The organism is Anaerotruncus massiliensis (ex Togo et al. 2026), from assembly GCF_900199635.1.
GTDB classification, from domain to species: domain Bacteria; phylum Bacillota; class Clostridia; order Oscillospirales; family Ruminococcaceae; genus Anaerotruncus; species Anaerotruncus massiliensis.
This window is the reverse complement of sequence record NZ_LT962687.1, coordinates 2736277-2755420: the sequence shown is the minus strand read 5'-3', so window position 1 is coordinate 2755420 and position 19144 is coordinate 2736277. Positions and strand designations below refer to the sequence as shown.

Annotated in this window: 17 protein-coding genes; all 17 read left to right on the top strand. The window is 64.8% G+C overall.

Annotated elements, in window-relative coordinates; genetic code table 11:
• Nucleotides 1-5 precede the first annotated feature (5 nt).
• The gene (locus C1A13_RS13175) at nucleotides 6-1670 is read left to right on the top strand and encodes an AMP-binding protein (RefSeq protein WP_101552752.1); all 1665 of its coding nucleotides are present in this window, start codon (nucleotides 6-8) and stop codon (nucleotides 1668-1670) included.
• A 1114-nt stretch (nucleotides 1671-2784) separates the two neighbouring features.
• Complete coding sequence (locus C1A13_RS13170; RefSeq protein WP_101552750.1) at nucleotides 2785-3393, top strand: FMN-dependent NADH-azoreductase; 609 nt, start codon at nucleotides 2785-2787, stop codon at nucleotides 3391-3393.
• Between the two features lie 173 nt (nucleotides 3394-3566).
• Nucleotides 3567-4055, top strand: a complete 489-nt coding sequence (gene rimP / locus C1A13_RS13165; RefSeq protein ID WP_101552748.1) for a ribosome maturation factor RimP — start codon at nucleotides 3567-3569, stop codon at nucleotides 4053-4055.
• Between the two features lie 42 nt (nucleotides 4056-4097).
• On the top strand, nucleotides 4098-5156 hold the full coding sequence (nusA, locus tag C1A13_RS13160) for a transcription termination factor NusA (protein WP_101552746.1): 1059 nt from the start codon (nucleotides 4098-4100) through the stop codon (nucleotides 5154-5156).
• Nucleotides 5157-5202: 46 nt separating this feature from the next.
• On the top strand, nucleotides 5203-5478 hold the full coding sequence (rnpM, locus tag C1A13_RS13155; RefSeq protein ID WP_101552744.1) for an RNase P modulator RnpM: 276 nt from the start codon (nucleotides 5203-5205) through the stop codon (nucleotides 5476-5478).
• Complete coding sequence (locus tag C1A13_RS13150; protein WP_101552742.1) at nucleotides 5471-5797, top strand: L7Ae/L30e/S12e/Gadd45 family ribosomal protein; 327 nt, start codon at nucleotides 5471-5473, stop codon at nucleotides 5795-5797. Before rnpM ends, C1A13_RS13150 begins: the two co-directional genes overlap by 8 nt.
• A gap of 91 nt (nucleotides 5798-5888) precedes the next feature.
• Nucleotides 5889-8489, top strand: coding sequence for a translation initiation factor IF-2 (gene infB, locus C1A13_RS13145; protein ID WP_101552740.1), 2601 nt, complete (start codon nucleotides 5889-5891; stop codon nucleotides 8487-8489).
• A gap of 45 nt (nucleotides 8490-8534) precedes the next feature.
• Nucleotides 8535-8876: a 30S ribosome-binding factor RbfA gene (gene rbfA / locus C1A13_RS13140; RefSeq protein ID WP_101552738.1), complete on the top strand. Its 342-nt coding sequence runs from the start codon at nucleotides 8535-8537 to the stop codon at nucleotides 8874-8876.
• Between the two features lie 10 nt (nucleotides 8877-8886).
• Nucleotides 8887-9861: a DHH family phosphoesterase gene (locus tag C1A13_RS13135; RefSeq protein ID WP_172439287.1), complete on the top strand. Its 975-nt coding sequence runs from the start codon at nucleotides 8887-8889 to the stop codon at nucleotides 9859-9861.
• Between the two features lie 26 nt (nucleotides 9862-9887).
• The gene (gene truB / locus C1A13_RS13130; RefSeq protein ID WP_101552733.1) at nucleotides 9888-10793 is read left to right on the top strand and encodes a tRNA pseudouridine(55) synthase TruB; all 906 of its coding nucleotides are present in this window, start codon (nucleotides 9888-9890) and stop codon (nucleotides 10791-10793) included.
• 3 nt (nucleotides 10794-10796) lie between these two features.
• Nucleotides 10797-11741: a riboflavin biosynthesis protein RibF gene (gene ribF / locus C1A13_RS13125; protein ID WP_101552731.1), complete on the top strand. Its 945-nt coding sequence runs from the start codon at nucleotides 10797-10799 to the stop codon at nucleotides 11739-11741.
• A 165-nt stretch (nucleotides 11742-11906) separates the two neighbouring features.
• Entirely contained in the window at nucleotides 11907-12173 is a 267-nt protein-coding gene (gene rpsO, locus C1A13_RS13120) for a 30S ribosomal protein S15 (protein WP_101552729.1), read from the top strand.
• Between the two features lie 186 nt (nucleotides 12174-12359).
• On the top strand, nucleotides 12360-14483 hold the full coding sequence (locus C1A13_RS13115; protein ID WP_101552727.1) for a polyribonucleotide nucleotidyltransferase: 2124 nt from the start codon (nucleotides 12360-12362) through the stop codon (nucleotides 14481-14483).
• 397 nt (nucleotides 14484-14880) lie between these two features.
• Nucleotides 14881-16191: an HlyC/CorC family transporter gene (locus C1A13_RS13110; protein ID WP_242970878.1), complete on the top strand. Its 1311-nt coding sequence runs from the start codon at nucleotides 14881-14883 to the stop codon at nucleotides 16189-16191.
• Between the two features lie 37 nt (nucleotides 16192-16228).
• Nucleotides 16229-17203: a glutamate 5-kinase gene (gene proB, locus C1A13_RS13105; protein WP_437177255.1), complete on the top strand. Its 975-nt coding sequence runs from the start codon at nucleotides 16229-16231 to the stop codon at nucleotides 17201-17203.
• Nucleotides 17106-18302 carry a glutamate-5-semialdehyde dehydrogenase gene (locus tag C1A13_RS13100; RefSeq protein WP_437177257.1) on the top strand — a complete coding sequence of 399 codons (1197 nt, stop codon included), beginning with the start codon at nucleotides 17106-17108 and terminating at the stop codon, nucleotides 18300-18302. The genes proB and C1A13_RS13100 overlap by 98 nt, the downstream gene beginning before the upstream one ends.
• 23 nt (nucleotides 18303-18325) lie before the next feature.
• A complete protein-coding gene (locus C1A13_RS13095) occupies nucleotides 18326-19087 on the top strand; it encodes a hypothetical protein (RefSeq protein WP_101552720.1) in 762 nt (253 codons plus the stop codon).
• Nucleotides 19088-19144 lie beyond the last annotated feature (57 nt).

Here is a 19144-nt window from a genome sequence, read left to right as displayed (position 1 = left end):
AAAACATGATCGAAAAATTTTTACCCCGTACCGGGTTTGACTCGTACGAGGATTTCAAGGCGAACTACCGCCTCAACGTGCCCGGGGATTTCAACTTTGCCTATGATGTGATCGACGAGTGGGCCAAAGACCCCGAAAAGCCCGCGCTCGTCTGGGTGAACGACGCCCGCGAGGAGCGGCGCTACACCTTTAAGGACCTCTCGGAATATTCCTGCCGCATGGCGAATTTCTTCACGCATTACGGCGTCGAAAAGGGCGATTTCGTCCTGCTCGTGCTCAAACAGCGGGTGGAGGCGTGGGTGTGCATGCTGGCGCTCCACCGCATCGGCGCGGTGGTCATCCCGGCCACCTTCCAGCTCATGCCGCACGACATCGAATACCGCTGCAACAAGGCGGGCGTCAAGATGATCTGCACGGTGGACGACGACGAGCTGCTCCGCAACATCGCGCAGGTGCGTCCCGCCTGCAAGACCCTCGAACAGGTGGCGGTGGTCGGGGCGCATGTCCCGGCGGACTGCATCGACCTGCGCGCCGAGGCGGCGGCGTATCCCTCCGTTTTTCCGCGCCCCACGGGGGTGGCGGCCACCGACGTCCACGACCTCATGCTCGGGTATTTCACCTCCGGCACCACCGGGATGCCCAAGCTCATCGTCCACAACTACGCCTATCCGCTCGGGCACATCACCACCGCCAACTACTGGCACCAGGTGGAGGAGGGCGGGCTGCATTTCGTGTCGGCCGATTCGGGCTGGGCGAAATTCGGCTGGGGCAAGATTTACGGCCAGTGGATCTGCGGCGCGGTGATCGTGGCATACGACACCGAGGGCAAATTTGACCCCAGGCATATGCTTGAGACGGTCGAGCACCTGCGGCCGACGACCTTCTGCGCGCCGCCTACCGTCTACCGCTTCCTCATCAAGGAGGACCTCTCGAAATACGATCTCTCCTCCCTCAAAAAATGCACGATCGCGGGCGAGCCGCTCAATCCCGAGGTCTTCAACCGCTGGAAGGAGGCGACCGGGCTGGAGCTCACCGAGGGCTTCGGCCAGTCGGAGACGACGGTCATCATCGCGAACTTCCCGTGGTTCCCGATCAAGCCCGGCTCGACCGGCAAGTTTTCGCCCCTCTACGACCTCGACATCGTCGACGAGGACGGCAACTCCTGCGAGGACGGCATCGTCGGCACGATCGTCGTCAAAAACCTCGACAAATTCCGTCCGGCGGGCCTGCTCGTCGAATACCGCGACGACCCCGCCGCCAACGAGGACGCCTTCTTTGACAACATGTATTCCACCGGCGACACCGCCTGGCGGGACAGCGACGGCTATATCTGGTTTGTCGGCCGCAACGACGACGTGATCAAGTGCTCGGGCTACCGCATCGGTCCCTTCGAGGTCGAATCGGCGCTCATGACCCATCCGTCGGTGCTCGAGTGCGCCGTCACCGCCGCGCCCGACCCCGTGCGCGGACAGGTCGTCAAGGCCACCGTCGTGCTCGCCCGAGGCTACGAACCCTCCGACGCGCTCAAAAAGGAGCTCCAGAACCACGTCAAAAAGGAGACCGCCCCCTATAAATATCCGCGCATCGTCGAGTTCGTGAGCGAGCTGCCCAAAACCACCTCCGGCAAGATCAAGCGCAAGCAGATTCGGCTGGAGGACTCTCAGAAATAATTTTTTTGCCGCGCCCGGCAGGGTGCGGCGATTCTTTTTTTGCCGCTCAGGGAGCGGCAGAGCTTGTCGGTAGTCGGCCGACGGCGGATTTAGATTATCCGCTCATCGAGCGGCAGAGCTTGTCGGTAGTCGACCGACGGCAGGCTTAGATTTGCCGCTCAGGGAGCGGCGGAGCTTGTCGGTAGTCGACCGACAGCGAGTTCCTTTCTTGCTTGCCCAAGAAAGGAACCAAAGAAGGGCACGAGGGGCTTTGCCCCTGCGACCCCCGCGCCGCCTCCGGTTGGCCTGCGGCCAAAGTCGGCGGCGCCCCGTCCACGGATGAGCGAACGAGCCTACAGCATCCCGCCGGCCGCCGCGCCGCGGGCGCAATGCCTCTGCCGGTGAGTCTCCGGAACCGTATCGGAAGTGCATCCGGGGAGGCACGGCCGCTTTTATTTCGCTCGCATCTCTCACAGGGAGGCGGAAAACTGCGCGGCTTCGCCGCGCACGCGCGCAGAGCGCGCGAACGCCCGGAACGGGCGTTGTTTTCCGCCGTGCGTCCACGGCGAACCATCCGGCTTCGGTTGTTGGGTGCGTCCGTAACCTGAATTGAGCCCTCAGCTGGTGTACCCGTGGGGAGCGGCGGCAGTTTGCGGGTTATGGCAAGGCACTCCCGGAGATTCCTAAGAACCCGGCGGAGGGTTCTTAGGCGGACTTTTGGTTCCTTTTCGTCCGTCCGAAAAGGAACCCGTGGTGCGCGGCGGAACGCGCTCGTGATTCTTGCCGCCCACGGGCGGCAATTCCCGTCTAAGCCCCGCCGGGCGCAGCGCGGCAAATCCAAAACCGCCGCCGGGGCGGGCCCCGGCTAAAACGCGCTGCCCGGCTTCGCCGGAGCGCCGCTGCGCGGCGACGCGCGTTCAAAGGGGCTTACGCCCCTTTGGATTCCCATAGAGGAACTGCCTGCGGCAGAATCTCTTACAAGGTGCGCCCCGGAGGGGCGCAAAAAAGGCCCTCCGGCCCCTGGGCGGAAAATCCAAGGAGAATCCCCGGCAATTGACTTCATTTCGGCGGTACCCTATAATGGAGAAAAGGATCATCATCCCGGGGGAACGCCCGAGAAACAGGAGGAACACGCATGTCAAAGGTACTTTTTGTCGACGCCTGCGCGCGCGGGTGGGAGGTCTCCCGGACCTACGCGGTGGCGGAGGCGTTCATGAATGCCTACCGGGAGCAGCATCCGCGGGATGAAATCGAGGAGCTGACGCTGGCGGGGCTGGGGCTCGCCTATTTCACGGGTAAGGAGCTGGAATACCGCGACGCGCTGCTTGCGCGGGGCGGGCAGGCGGACGACTATTTCAAGCTGGCGCGGCAGTTCGCGGCGGCGGACAAGATCGTCATCGCTGCGCCCTATTGGGATTTGAGCTTCCCCGCGCTGCTCAAGGTCTATATCGAGCGGGTGAGCGTGAGCGGCATCACCTTTTCGCCCGAGCCGGACGGCAGGCTGCGGGGGCTGTGCCGGGGGGAGAAGATGCTGCTGATCACAACGAGCGGCGGCGACTTCACGCACGAGGACCTGTCGCTGTACGGGACGGCGCTTTCCTACCTGCGGGGCATCTGCGCGATGTTCGGGGTGGACGGGTTCGATTACCTGTGGACGCACGGGCTGGACATCGTCGGCAACGACCCCGAAGCGATCCTGCGTGGCGCGAAAAAACAGGCGGCGGCCTTCGCCGAGAGCTGGTAAGGGCGGATTTTCGGACCAGAAAGGGCCGCAAAGCCCCTGAAATCGCAGGAAAAAGGGGATAACCGCTTGCAATCCGGAAAAAATTGTGATAGAGTATATTACTGTAAGAATAGTAACAACTGTGAAAGAGTGAGGTTGACCTCACTCTTTCCTTTGTGTATGGAGGGATTTGGTTGACCCAGCCAAAGGGCAAGCGCCCCAACACGGCCGCGGTCTGCGCGGAACTGGCCGCGCCGGTGGCCGAGGGGATCGGCGTCTATCTGTGGGACGTCGTGTTTGAAAAGGAGGGCGCGGGCTGGTACCTGCGCTACTTTATCGACAAGGACGCGGACGGCGGCGTGACGATCGACGAATGCGAGGCGTTTTCCCGCGCGATGAGCGACCTGCTGGATGAAAAGGACCCGATCCCCCAGAGCTATACGCTGGAGGTCGGCTCGCCCGGCGTCGAGCGGCGGCTGACGAAGGACTGGCATTTCAGGAAGTACCTCGGCTCCGACGTGCTGGTGCGGCTCATCCGGCCGGTGGAGGGGGAGCGCGACTTTATCGGGACCCTTTCCGCATACCATGAGGATGGGACGATCTCGGTCGAGCTGGACGGGGACGTGGAGATGGCCTTCACCCTGGCCGAGACCGCGTTTGTGCGGCTGTACGAAGAATTTTAACGGGAAAGCCCGGATTACGACATTGATGGAGGCAACCGAAAAATGGAAACGAGCAACACCGAATTTTTTGAGGCTCTGGCGCTTCTTGAAAAGGAAAAGGGCATCCCGCGAAGCCTTCTGGCGGAAAAGATCGCGACCGCGATCGGCAACGCGATCCGCCGGGACATGGGCGCGTCCGAGGACAGCGTCGTGGAGATCGACCCCGGCACCGGCCGGTTCTATGTGGCGATGCGCAAGACGGTGGTCGACGACGTGCTCGACCCGGCGCAGGAGCTCCTCCCGGAGGAGGCCGCCAAATACCAGAGCGGCGCGACGCTCGGCGACGTGGTGGAGATCCCGCTCGACACCAAGCAGTTCGGCCGCATCGCGGCCCAGACCGCCAAGCACGTCATCCGCCAGGGCATCCGCGAGGTGGAGCGCGGCCAGCTCTTTGAGGAGTATTCCTCCCGCCAGCACGACATCGTGACCGCCACGGTCATCAAGACCGACCCCAAGAAGGGCAACGTCACGCTGGAGATCGGCAAGTCGGAGGCGATCCTGCCCAAGAGCGAGCAGGTCCCCGGCGAGGAGTTCCCTGACAACTCGCGCGTCAAGGTCTACGTCGTCGACGTGGTCAACGGCGAAAAGGGCCCGCGCATCATGATCTCCCGCACCCATCCGGGGCTGGTCAAGCGCCTCTTCGAGATGGAGGTGCCCGAGATCTTCGACGGCACGATCGAGGTCAAGTCGATCTCCCGCGAGGCGGGCAGCCGCACCAAGATTGCCGTCTGGTCGAACGACGAGAACGTCGACCCGGTGGGCGCCTGCATCGGTCCCAAGGGCCAGCGCGTGTCGGCGATCGTCGACGAGCTGGGCGGGGAAAAGATCGACGTGGTCAAATATTCCGCCGACCCGGCCGAATTCATCGCGGCGGCGCTCTCCCCGGCCGACGTGCTGGGGGTCGAGCTCGACCCCGAGGGGGCCAAGAGCTGCAAGGTCACGGTGCCCGACCACCAGCTTTCGCTGGCGATCGGCAACAAGGGCCAGAACGCCCGCCTCGCCGCCAAGCTGACCGGCTGGAAGATCGACATCAAGCCGGAGAGCGGCTTCTACGGCGAATAACTTCCCGACCCCGGCCCGCGAGCGCGGGCGCGACAAGGAGGAAAAGATGGTACAGAAAAAACAGCCGGTGCGCATGTGTTCGGGATGCGCCGAGCACAGGCCGAAAAAGGAGCTCGTGCGGGTGGTTCGCACGCCGGAGGGGGAGATCCTGCTCGACCCGACGGGAAAAAAATCGGGCCGCGGCGCCTACCTCTGCCAGAACCCCGACTGCCTCAAAAAGGCGCGCAAGGCGCGCCGGCTCGAGCGCGCGTTCGACTGTAAAATCCCCGACGAGGTGTACGAGCGCCTCGAGCGAGAAATGGGGGAACCTCCGGATGAATGATAAGCTGCTCTCGGCCCTCTCCCTCTGCCGCAAGGCGGGCAGGCTCAAAATGGGCGGGGACGTGGTACGGGAAGAGATTATGAAAGGCGGCGCCCGGCTGGTGCTGCTCGCGTCGGACGCGGCCGAACGCACGGTGCGCCAGATGCGGTTCGCGTGCGAAGAGGGGAAGGTCCCCCTGCGGATGATCCCGCGCACGATGGATGAGCTGTGGGCCACGGCGGGCAAGCGTTACGGCGTGTTCGCGGTGTGCGACGGCGGTTTTGCAAAGATGATCGCCGGCCTGCTCCCCCCGGAGGGGGCGGAGACGGCCGAACAATAGATCCCGGGAAAGCGTTCCAACTCCGCGGTGACGGCTGTGGTTTGCGAACGTCAGGTACCGTCACTACGGACTAAGAGGAGGATTTGATTCTATGATAGAAAAGTACAGGGTCCACGAGGTCGCGAAGGATCTCGGCGTTGCGAGCAAGGAGGTCGTCGACCTGCTCGCGGCGAATTTCCAGGGGGAGCGCAAGAGCATGACCGCCCTCAACGAGCAGGAGCTCAGCGTGATCTTCAACCACTACACCAACCAGAACCAGGTGGAGAGCTTCGACGAATACTTCGCGGCGGGGCGCGCCAGGAAGGAAGCCGCGCAGGAAGCCGCCCGGCAGGCCGCCGAGCAGGCGCGCGCGGCCCAGGAGGCCGCCCGTCAGGAGGCGGCGCGCCAGGCCGCGGCCCAGCGCGCGGCGCAGCAGCCGAAGGCCCCCGCCCCGCAGGCGGCGGCCCCCGCGCGTCCGCAGCAGCAGGGCGGCCAGCAGAACCGCCCGCAGCAGAACGGGCGTCCGCAGCAGGGCGGCCAGGGCCAGAACCGGCCGCAGCAGAACGGCAGGCCCCAGCAGGGCGGCTTTAACCAGAACCGCCCGCAGCAGGGACGTCCGGCGCCCCAGCAGGGCCAGGGCGGCCAGCAGAACCGCCCGCAGCCGCCCCGCCCGGCGGCGCAGCCGCCGCAGCAGCCCAACCGGAACCAGCCGCCGCGCCAGCGCGGCTCCGCGACGGTGGATATGCGCGCGGGCGCCACGCAGGTGGAGCTCGACCGCTACAACGAGAAATACGACACCCTCGCCCAGCAGAAGGTGGGCAACCAGAATATGACCGCGCAGAAGCAGAAGCTGACCCAGCGCAGCGCCGAGCGCCGCCGCGGCAAGCCGGTCATGTCCCGCAAGGAGCGGGAGGACGCCAAGATGCGCCGCCTGGAGCTGGAGCGCCAGCGCCGCAAGAACCTCGAGGTCGCCCTGCCCGAGGAGATGACGGTGGGCGAGCTGGCCGCGCGGCTGCACCTGACCGCCTCCGAGGTCATCAAGCGGCTCATGACGCTCGGCGTGATGGCGTCGATCAGCGACACGATCGACTACGACACCGCCGCCATGGTCGCCATGGAGATCGGCGCGAAGGTCGAGAAGGAGGTCGTCGTCACGATCGAGGACCGCCTCTTCCAGGTGGAGAACGAGGACGACGACTCCACCCTCGTCGAGCGCCCGCCCATCGTCGTGGTCATGGGCCACGTCGACCACGGCAAGACCTCCCTGCTCGACGCGATCCGCAACACCAACGTGACCGAGGGGGAGGCCGGCGGCATCACCCAGCACATCGGCGCCTACCAGGTCATGGTCAACGACCGCCCGGTCACCTTCCTCGACACCCCCGGACACGCGGCGTTCACCTCGATGCGCGCCCGCGGCGCGCAGGTCACCGACATCGCGGTCATCGTGGTCGCGGCGGACGACGGCATCATGCCCCAGACGGTCGAGGCGATCAACCACGCCAAGGCGGCGGGCGTCTCGATCATCGTGGCGATCAACAAGATGGATAAGCCCCACGCGAACCCCGACAAGGTGATGCAGGAGCTGACCGAATACGAGCTGGTGCCCGAGGCGTGGGGCGGCGACGTGCCCTGCATGCCCGTCTCGGCCAAGAGCGGCGACGGCATCCCCGACCTGCTCGAGATGATCCAGCTCGTCGCGGACACGAGCGAACTCAAGGCCAACCCCGACCGCATGGCGCGCGGCACCGTCATCGAGGCGAAGCTCGACAAGGGCCGCGGCCCCGTCGCGACGATCCTCGTCCAGACGGGCACGCTGCATGCGGGCGACGCGGTCATCGCGGGCAGCACCTTCGGGCGCGTGCGCGTCATGCTCAACGACCGCGGAGAGCGGGTGGAGGAGGCCGGCCCCTCGACGCCGGTGGAGATCACCGGCCTGGACGACGTGCCGGAGGCGGGCGACGTGCTCAACGCCGTCGAGGACGAGCGCCTCGCCAAGGAGCTCGTCGAGCAGCGCAAGCACGAGCAGAAGGAGGCGCAGTTCAGCGCCTACGAGAAGGTCACCCTCGACAACCTCTTCAGCCACATCTCCCAGGGCGACGTCAAGGAGCTGCCCATCATCGTCAAGGCCGACGTGCAGGGCTCGGTCGAGGCCGTCAAGCAGTCGCTTGAAAAGCTCTCGAACGAAGAGGTGCGCGTCAAGGTTATCCACGGCGCGGTCGGCGCGGTCAGCGAGAGCGACGTCATGCTCGCCGACGCGTCCAACGCGATCATCGTCGGCTTCAACGTCCGTCCCGACCCCGTCGCCAAGGAGAACGCCGAGCGCGACGGCGTCGAGCTGCGGTTCTACCGCATCATCTACGACGCCATCAACGACGTCGAGACGGCCATCAAGGGCATGCTGACGCCCAAGACCCGCGAGGTCGAGCTCGGCCGCGCCGAGGTCCGCCAGGTCTACAAGATCACCGGCGTGGGCACCGTCGCGGGCTGCTACGTGCTCGAGGGCAAGATCACCCGCAACGCGGAGATCCGCGTCGTGCGCGACGGCATCATCATCGCCGACGATAAATTGGCCTCCCTCAAGCGCTTCAAGGACGACGTCAAGGAGGTCGCGAAGGGCTACGAGTGCGGCACCGGGCTCAACAAGTTCAACGACATCAAGGAGGGCGACATCTTCGAGGCGTATGAAATCGAGGAATATCGCGAATCCTAACAGCGCGGGGCTTCCCCGCGAAAGTGACCGGAAGGAGGGCTCGTCATGGGCTCTTACAGGGCTTCCAGAACGGAAGAGGACGTCAAACGGGAGTTGAGCGACATCATGCGCTCCCTCAAGGACCCGCGCATCACGGGGCTGCTGTCGATCGTAAAGCTCGACCTTGCGAAGGATCTGAGCTCCTGCAAGGTCTACATCAGCTCGATGGACGGCCTCGAGGCGGCCAAAAGCGCCGTCAAGGGGCTCACGAGCGCGGCCGGCTTCATCAAGCACGAGCTGAACAGCCGGCTCAAGCTGCGCAGGCTCCCCGAGTTCAGCTTTGTGGCGGACGATTCGATCGCCCACAGCGCGGATATCGCCAGGATGTTAAACGACCTTCAGAAGTGAGGTGACGCAATTGGGAACCAGCAGACCGGTGGACGCCGCGGGCGCGGCCGCGATCATCCGCGGGGCGGACCGTATCGTGATCCTCTGCCACCAGAAGCCGGACGGCGACACGCTGGGCAGCGGCTTCGCGCTGCTCGGCGCGCTGCGCGCGCTCGGCAAGACCGCGCGGATCGAATGCCCGGACGGGTTCCCGCCGCGCTACTGCTTCATGTACCCCGGCTTCACCGGGGAGGACCAGCCGGCGTTTGCCCCCGAGCTGGTGGTCGCGGTGGACATCGCGGACGTGCAGCTTCTGGGGGACCTGCGCCCGCGGTATGAGGGGAGGATCGGCCTCTGCGTCGACCACCACCCCTCCAACACCCGCTACGCGGAAAACCTGCTGCTCGACACCGGCGCCGCCGCCACGGTGGAATCGATCTACTGCATCATCCAGGAGCTCGGCGTGGGGATCGACTACCGCATGGCGGTGTGCATCTACACGGGGCTGGCGACCGACACGGGGTGCTTCCGCTACTCTAACACGACCGCCCGCACCCACATCCTCGCGGCCGAGATGATGCGCACCGGCATCGACAGCTACCGCATCAACAAGATGATGTTCGAGACCAAGTCGGTCGCGCGCATGGAGCTCGAGCGCCGGGTCATGGACACGCTGGAATACCACTACGACCACCGCATGGTGATCACCGTCATGACCCGGCGGGCGATCGTGGAGACGGGCGTGCCCGAGGAGGATATGGAGGGCATCGCGGCCGTCCCGCGGCAGATCGAAGGGGTGGACGTCGCGGTGATGCTCCAGCAGAAGGAGGAGCGCCGCTGGCGCGTCTCGATGCGCAGCAGCGAGCATGTGAACTCGTCCGCGGCCTGCGCCCGCCTGGGCGGAGGCGGACATGCCCGCGCGGCGGGCTGCACCCTCGAGGGGACGCTCGAGGAGGTCAAGGCCCGCCTGGTGGAGGAGCTCCGGACCGAACTCACCCCCGTTTGAGGGAAGGATAAGGGACAGGAAGACATATGGCGGAACAAAACGGGATCCTTTGCATAGACAAGCCGGAAGGCTTTACATCGTTTGACGTGGTGGCGAAGCTGCGCGGGATCGCGGGCACCCGCCGCGTCGGCCACGCGGGGACGCTCGATCCGATGGCGACGGGCGTGCTTCCGCTTTTTTTCGGCCGCGCGACCAAGGCGTGCGACATTCTGCCCCGGCAGGACAAGCGCTACCTCGCGGATTTCCGGCTCGGCGTGACCACCGACACGCAGGACGCGACGGGCAGGGTGCTCTGTGAGCGGGACCCTTCGGGGGTCTCAGAGGCGGACGTGCGAAAGGCCGCCGCGCGTTTCACGGGGGAGATCATGCAGGTGCCGCCCATGTACTCCGCCCTGCGGGTGGAGGGCAAACGCCTTTACGAGCTTGCGCGGCAGGGGGTGGAGGTGGAGCGCAAGGCCCGCCCCGTCACCATCCATTCGCTCGACTTCGTCTCGTGGGACGGGGCGTCCCACACCTGCCGGATCGACGTGCACTGCTCCAAGGGGACCTACATCCGCACGCTGGTGGCCGATATCGGCGAGGCGCTCGGATGCGGCGCGGTCATGACCGGGCTGCGGCGCACGATGGCGGCGGGCTTCACGCTCGCCGACTGCGTCACGATCGGGGAGGCCGGGGATCTCGCGCGGGAGGGCCGGTTTGCGGAAGCGCTGCTCCCGGTGGGCGCGGCCTTCGCGGGGCTGCCCAGGGCGCGCCTCAGCGAAAAGCAGGCGAAGATGTTTTTAAACGGCGTGCGCCTCGACCCGGCGCGCGTCGCCCGCCCCGGGGGGGAGGGCCCCTTCGCGGTCTATCTGGGGGAGGAGACCTTCCTCGGGACGGCGGAGGTGAAAAACGGGGAATTCCGGATGGTTAAACTATTTACGCTGGAGGTGTAGCCCTTGCGGGTCTTTCATACGATCGCCGAGGCGGCCCCGGCCGGCCGGTCGGCCGTCGCCTGCGGCTTTTTCGACGGGCTGCACATCGGGCACGCCGCGGTGATCGGCCGCGCCGTCGAACGGGCCGGGGAGGCGGGGCTCACCCCCGGCGTCTTCACCTTTACGATCCACAGCGGGCACCCCGCCCGCAAATGCGACAACTGCGAGATCATCACCGAGACGAAAAAGTTCCACATGCTCGAGAAATGGGGGGTGCGGCTGCTGCTCTCCCCCGACTTCACCGATTTTTCCGCCATGCCGCCGGAGGAATTCGTCGACGAGGTGCTCGTGCGGCGGCTCGGCGCGGCGGTCGTCTGCTGCGGCGACGACTTCCGGTTCGGGCGGGACGCCGCGGGGGACGTGCCGATGCTGAAAACCCTCTGCGCGGCGCGCGGCGTCGAGGTGGACGTCGTCCCGGCCGTGCTGTGGGGGGGCGAGCGGGTGAGCAGCACCCGCATCCGCCGTCTGCTCGGCGAGGGGGAGGTCGAAACCGCCGGCGAGCTGCTCGGGCGGGCGTTCGGTTACGACTTCACCGTCGTGCACGGCAAGCGGCTCGGCCGCACGATCGACTCCCCGACGATCAACCAGCGGTTCCCCGCCGATTTTGTGCGGCTGCGCCACGGGGTCTACGCGGCGGCGGCGCGGGTGGACGGGGTCCTGCGCCCGGCGGTCACCAACATCGGGCTGCGCCCGACGGTGGAGAACGCGTCCGCCGTCAACTCGGAGACCTACATCATCGGCTTTTCGGGCGACCTCTACGGGCAGGCGGTCGAGGTGCGGCTGCTGCGGTTTCTGCGGGGGGAGCGGAAGTTCCCGTCGGTCGGGGAGCTCAAACGCCAGATTCAGGCGGACGCGGCGGCCTCCCTGCCCGTCGCGGAACGGTACATTGCCGAAAAAAACGGAAAATAAAGGGGCATGATCCCTTTACATTCGGTCAACACTATGCTACAATAAACAATTGATGTGACCTTTTTCACGGAGACAGGGTTTTACGCCCGGGCGAAGAGCCGAACGGGATGTCACCCGCCTGTCCCTGAGATCAAGGCAAATTTAACATGAAAGGTGATTCCCAACATGATCCGCAAGGAAGAAAAACAGGAAGTCATTCTCCAGAACGCCACCCATGAGGGCGACACCGGTTCGCCGGAAGTCCAGGTTGCCATCCTCACCAAGAGGATCGCCGACCTCACCGAGCACCTCAAGACCCACAAGAAGGACCATCATTCCCGCCGCGGCCTCTTTAAGATGATCGGCCAGCGGAGAAACCTGCTCAACTATCTGGCCAAAAAGGACATCAACCGCTACCGCGCGCTGATTGCCAAGCTGGGCCTGCGCAAGTAAGTCATAAACGAAAGGCAGGCGGAGCGTCCGCCTGCCTTTCGATGCATCATCCAGAAGAATTTTACGGAGCTGTGGGCGTCCTTTTAGCAGTTACTTGAGCGCTCGAATTCCCCTCGAACGCTGAAATACTTGCTAAAAAGTACGCAGCTCCGTGAGATAAAATATTTTGATTACGGAGGAACTGCAATGTTTGAAAACTACAAGGTATACGAAATCGAATACGGCGGCAAGAAAATGACCTTTGAAACGGGCAAGATGTGCTGCCTGTCCAACGCGTCGATCCTCGTGCGCTGGGGCGAGACGGTCGTGCTCTGCAACGTCACCGCCTCCAAGAAGCCCCGCGAGGGCATCGACTTTTTCCCGCTGTCGGTCGACTTCGAGGAGAAGCTCTATTCGGTCGGCAAGATCCCCGGCTCCTTCATCAAGCGCGAGGCGCGCCCCTCCGACAAGGCGATCCTCAACTCCCGCCTCGTCGACCGCCCCATCCGCCCGCTCTTCCCCAAGGACATGCGCAACGACTGCTCGGTCGTCATGACCGTCATGTCGGTCGACGCCGACTGCCCGCCCGAGATCGCCGGCATGTGCGGCGTTTCGCTCGCGCTGACCATCTCCGATATCCCCTGGAACGGACCGATCGCCGGTGTCAACGTCGGGCTTGTCGACGGCGAGATCGTCGTCTGCCCGACCGCCGAGCAGCGCGCGAAGAGCGACCTGCACCTGACCGTCGCGGCGGACGAGGACGTCATCTGCATGATCGAGGCGGGCGCCAACGAGGTCGCCAACGACGTCATGCTCGACGCGATCATCCAGGGCCACACCGAGATCAAGAAGATGGTCCGCAAGATCAAGGAGATCCAGGCCGAGATCGGCAAGCCGAAGTTCGCCTTCGAGTCGGTCAAGGTCCCCGCCGACCTCTTCGAGGCGGTCAAGGAGTTCGCCATCGAGGACGTGCGCGCCGCGCTCGACACCGACGACAAGAGCGTGCGCGACGAGCGCCTTGCCCCCGTCGAGGAGCGCGTCCACGCGCAGTTCGACGACGAGGAGAAGTCCAACGCCGCCCAGATCGACGAGGCGTTCTACCAGCTCCAGAAATTCGTCGTCCGCCGCTGGCTGCTCGACGAGCAGAAGCGCGTCGACGGCCGCAAGATGGACGAGATCCGCCCGCTGGCCGCCGAGGTCGGCCTGCTGCCCCGCGTCCACGGCTCCGGCATGTTTACCCGCGGCCAGACCCAGGTGCTGACCATCTGCACGCTCGGCACCGTCAGCGAGGCCCAGAAGCTCGACGGCATCGACGACCAGGACCAGAAGCGCTACATCCACCACTACAACTTCCCCTCCTATTCGACGGGCGAAACCAAGCCCAGCCGCGGCCCCGGCCGCCGCGAGATCGGTCACGGCGCGCTCGCCGAGCGCGCCCTCGAGCCGATGATTCCGTCGCTTGAGGAGTTCCCCTACACCATCCGCCTCGTCTCTGAGGTGCTCTCCTCCAACGGCTCCACCTCGCAGGGCTCCATCTGCGGCTCCACGCTGGCGCTGATGGACGCGGGCGTGCCGATCAAGCGCCCCGTCGCGGGCATCTCCTGCGGACTGATTACCGAGGGCGACCGCTGGATGACGATGGTCGACATCCAGGGGCTCGAGGACTTCTTCGGCGACATGGACTTCAAGGTCGGCGGCACCGAAAAGGGCATCACCGCCATCCAGATGGACCTCAAGATCAAGGGCCTCAACTACGACATGATCAAAGAGGCGTTCGAGAAGACCTACCAGGCGCGCATGTATATCCTGAACGACATCATGCTGCCGGCCATCCCCGCGCCGCGTGAGGAGCTCTCCAAGTACGCGCCCAAGGTGAAGAGCATCCACATCAACCCCGACAAGATCCGCGAGGTCATCGGTTCGGGCGGCAAGGTCATCCAGAAGATCTCCGCCGACTGCGGCGTCAAGATCGACATCGACGACGACGGCACCGTCGTGGTCTCGTCGGTCGACGCGGACGGCATCCGCCGCGCCGTCTCGATCATCGAGACGATCGTCAACGACCCCGAGGTCGGCGCGATCTACAAGGGCAAGGTAACCCGCCTGATGAACTTCGGCGCCTTCGTCGAGCTCGCCCCCGGCAAGGAGGGCCTCGTGCACATCTCCAAGCTCGATATGGGCCGCGTCGAGAAGGTCGAGGATGTCGTCGCCCCCGGCGACGAGGTCATCGTCAAGGTCACCGAGATCGACCAGCAGGGCCGCATCAACCTCTCCCGCCGCGACGCGCTCATCGCCATGGAGGCCAAAAAGAACGCCGCCAAGCAGCAGTAAAAGACCAGTTTCACGGGCCCGCCTTCCGGCGGGCCCGTTCTTTTTTTTCTTGAAAAAAAGAACCAAAAAAAGCGCTTCTCAGGATAAGCTGCCGCGCTTTGCGAAGCGCGGCAAGGGGCTCCGCCCCTTGACCCCGCCGCCTTTTGAAAAAGGCGGGCGAAAACTTTGAGCGGGCGGGCGAAAACGTTGAATCAAAAGTTTTGAGGGGGTCCGGGGGAACTTTTTCAAAAGTTCCCTGGGAGGGGCTTCCAGGGGCCTTTTGCAAAAGGCCCCCTGGAAAAATTGAATTTTCGGTGAATATATGCTATAATCAATTGTTATCGGGCGGGATATTTGCTATGATAGCATCTGTACACCCGTACAAAATTCTAACGACAATATGGAGGTTGGTTTTTTCTTGGACAGTACAAGCGGCATATTATACCTGGTTTTGGTGGTACTGCTTTGCTTCTCCGCCTTTTTCTCCGCGAGTGAGACGGCCTATTCGTCCCTCAACAAGATCCGCATGAAGAACTACGCGGACGGCGGAAACAAAAAAGCGAAACGGGCGCTCGCGGTCGTGGACGACTTCGACCGCCTGCTCTCGACCATCCTGGTGGGCAACAACGTCGTCAACATGGCGAGCGCGTCGATTGCCACGGTGATCGCGACGGCGGTCTTCGGCGCCTCGGGCGCGGCGATCGCTACAACGGTGATGACCATCCTGGTACTGATCTTTGGAGAAATCCTGCCGAAAACGCTGGCGAAGGAGAACAGCGAGTCGATCGCCATGAAGACGGGCGGCCTGCTCCAGTTCTTCATCAAGCTGCTGACCCCCGTGGTCTTCTTCTTCGTCAAGATCAAGGAGCTTTCCCTGCGCCTTTTGAAGGGCGCGGAGGCGCAGCCCTCCGTCACCGAGGAGGAGCTCAAATACATCGTCGAATCGATCGAGCAGGAGGGCGTGCTCGAGGAGCAGGAGAGCGATCTCGTGCAGTCGGCCCTCGACTTTGACGAGATCACCGTGCAGGAGATCCTGACCCCGCGCGTCGACCTCGTCACGATCGACGTCGAGGACCCGCTCGACGAGGCGCTCGAGGTGGTGCTCGGCGCGCACTTCTCCCGCATCCCCGTCTACCGGGGCACCGTCGACAACATCATCGGCGTTTTGCAGGTGCGCGACCTGCTCAAGGCGGTCGTGCAGAAGTCCGACACCCGCCTTTCCCACCTCGTGACCGACTGCGTCTTCGTGCACAAGACGATGCGGATCTCCACCCTGCTCGCCGAGTTCAAGGCGAAAAAGCTGCACTTGGCGGTCGTCACCGACGATTACGGCGGCACGATGGGTATCGTCACGATGGAGGACGTGCTCGAACAGCTCGTCGGCGACATCTGGGACGAGTCGGACGAGGTGCGGGACGACTTCGTGCAGGTCGGCCGCGGCACCTATATCGTAAGCGGCGACATGAACGTCTTTGAGATGCTCGAGGAGCTCGGCGAGGACGACCGGAGCTTTGAGAGCGATTACAATACCGCGGGCGGCTGGGCGATGGAGATGCTCGGCCACATCCCCGAGGCGGGCGAGCAGTACGGCTACCGCGACCTGGTGGTCACCGTGTCCGAGGTGGAGGAGCAGCGGATCCTTTCGCTGCGCGTCGAGCGGATCCCGACCCTCGAGGAGGAGCCCGGCCCCGGCGAGGGGCGGCGGGCGGACAAAAAGAAAGACGAATAATATCGTTCCCGCTTCGCGGGACGGGGAGCAGATGAATATGAGGGATTTTTCAAAGGCCAGGCGGGTCGTGGTGAAGGTCGGATCGTCCACCCTCACCCACGAGAGCGGGCTTCTCAACATCCGGCGGGTGGAGCAGCTCGTGAAGGTGCTCGCCGACATCGAGAACAGCGGCCGGCAGGTCGTGCTCGTCTCCTCCGGCGCCATGGCCGTGGGGGTCGGCAAGCTCGGGCTGCATGAGAAGCCCGCCGACATGCCCGGCAAGCAGGCGGTGGCCGCCATCGGGCAGTGCGAGCTGATGTACATCTACGACAAGCACTTTTCCGAATATAACCACGTCACGTCGCAGGTTCTGCTGACCCGCGACGTGGTCGACGACCCGATGCGCAAGCGCAACGTCCAGAACACGTTCGAGCGGCTGCTCGGCCTGGGCACGATCCCGATCGTCAACGAGAACGACACGGTCTGCACGGAGGAGATCGAGCACGCGGCCACCTTCGGCGACAACGACACCCTCTCGGCGACGGTGGCGGAGCTGGCGGGCGCGGACCTGCTGGTCATTTTGAGCGACATCGACGGCCTCTACGACGGCGACCCGCGCGAAAACCCCGGCGCGAAGCTGCTGCACGAGGTGGACGAGATCACGCCCGAGATCGAGGCGTGCGCCGCGGGCGCGGGCAGCGCGCGCGGCACCGGCGGCATGATCACCAAGCTCCACGCCGCCGGACTCGCGACGGCGGCGGGCATCGACATGGTCATCATGAACGGTGCGCAGCCGAAAAAGCTCTACGACCTGTTTGAAAACGCGGAGATCGGAACCTACTTCCCCGCGGCGAAACGGACACCCCCATCAAAAGGAGGCGGCGCAGATGAACAGCCTGACCGAAACCGGAAAACGCGCCCGCGCGGCGTCCCGCGTGCTCGCGTGCACGACCACGGGGCAGCGGAACGCGGCCCTTACCGCGATCGCCGCGGCGCTCGAGGCGAACGCGGCGGCGGTGCTGGCCGAGAATGAAAAGGACCTCGCGGCGGCAAAGGAAAACGGCATGATCGCGTCGATGCAGGACCGCCTGCGGCTGACTCCGGCGCGCATTTCGGACATCGCGGAGGCGGTGCGCGACCTCGTGAAGCTGCCCGACCCGGTCGGGCAGATCATCGGCGGCGGCAGCCGCCCCAACGGGCTCAAGATCGAAAAGGTGCGGGTGCCGCTCGGCGTGGTCGGCATGATCTACGAGGCGCGCCCCAACGTCACCGTCGACGCGGCCTGCCTCTGCCTCAAATCGGCCAACGCCTGCATTCTGCGGGGCGGCAAGGAGGCCATCCGGTCGAACACCGCGTTCGCCGAGATCATGTGCGGCGCGCTCGAGGGCGCGGGGCTCCCGCGCGACGGCATCCAGCTCGTCACCGACACCTCCCGCGCCTCCGCGGGCGACCTGATGACCCTCGACGGCTACCTCGACGCGCTCATCCCGCGCGGCGGCAAGGGGCTCATCCAGGCGGTCGTCAAGGGCGCGAGCGTCCCCGTCATCGAGACGGGCGCGGGCAACTGCCACATCTATGTGGACGACTCGGCCGATTTGGAGATGGCGGTGCGCGTCTGCGACAACGCCAAGACCTCCCGCCCGTCCGTCTGCAACGCGGTGGAGACGGTGCTCGTGCACCGGGAGATCGCGGCGGCGTTTTTGCCGAGGCTCAAGGAGGCGCTCGACGTCCACCATGTCGAGCTGCGCGGCTGCGCGCGCACGGCCGCCCTCATCCCCGGCGTCGTCCCCGCCGCCGAGGAGGACTACGACACCGAGTTTGACGACTATATCCTCGCGCTGCGGGTGGTCGACAGCCTCGACGAGGCGATCGAACACATCCAGCGGTACACCACCGGGCATTCGGAGGCGATCCTCACCGAAACTTATTCGCACGCGCAGGAGTTCACCTCGCGCATCGACGCGGCGGCCGTCTACGTCAACGCGTCCACCCGCTTTACCGACGGCGGGGAGTTCGGCTTCGGCGCGGAGATCGGCATCTCCACCCAGAAGCTGCACGCGCGCGGGCCGATGGGCCTCAATGAGCTCTGCTCCTGCAAATACATCGTGACCGGCAGCGGCCAGACCCGCTGACGGACCGCGGAAAGGACACTGGCATGGAGAAAACGAATCAGGCCCCGCGGCGGGACCCCGCCGAAGGGCTTCACTACCGGAAAAATAAATATGCCGCGCCGGTCGGGGGGATCTTCCTCTTTCTGGCGGCGGTGGGGCTCGTCGCGGTGGGCATCTTCTGCGTACGCTTCACCCAGAGCCTGCTCGACAATACCCGCGAAAAACAGAAGTTCGAGCAGATCATCACGCCGGTGCTGATGTTCGACCCGCTGCCTTTCGAGTCCCCCTCCGACGTGAACCCCCTCTTCCTGCTGCAGTCGTCGCTTTGGAGCGCGATGCTCGGGGAAAAGCGCGCCAGCTACCAGGAGGACCCGCTCGAGCGCGTCATGGTGCCCGCGTCCGACGTGGATGTGGCGTGCGCCCGGCTCTACGGCCCCGACGTGAAGCTGGAGCACCAGACCTTTACGATCAACTACGTCGACAACTACGTCTACGACGAGGAGACCAGGACCTACTACGTGCCGGTCACCGGCCAGGTGGGCATGTACACGCCGAGCGTCGAGCGGGTGGTCAAGAAGGGGGACGTCTACACGCTGACGGTGGGCTACCTCCAGCCGACGACCGCCTGGACCCAGGCCACCGCCGACAAGGACGGCAAGCCGGAGGCGGACAAATACATGATCTACGAGCTGAAAAAGGTCAAGGACCACTACCAGCTCACGGCGATCCGCGACCTGCCCTCCGAGCTGCTCCCCGAGTACGGCCAGCAGGTGCAGGCCGATTCGGCCGCCCAGCCCGCCGCGTAATCAAAGAGATGAGAAAAGCCCCGTTCCGCGAAAGCGGAACGGGGCTTTTTTGGCGTG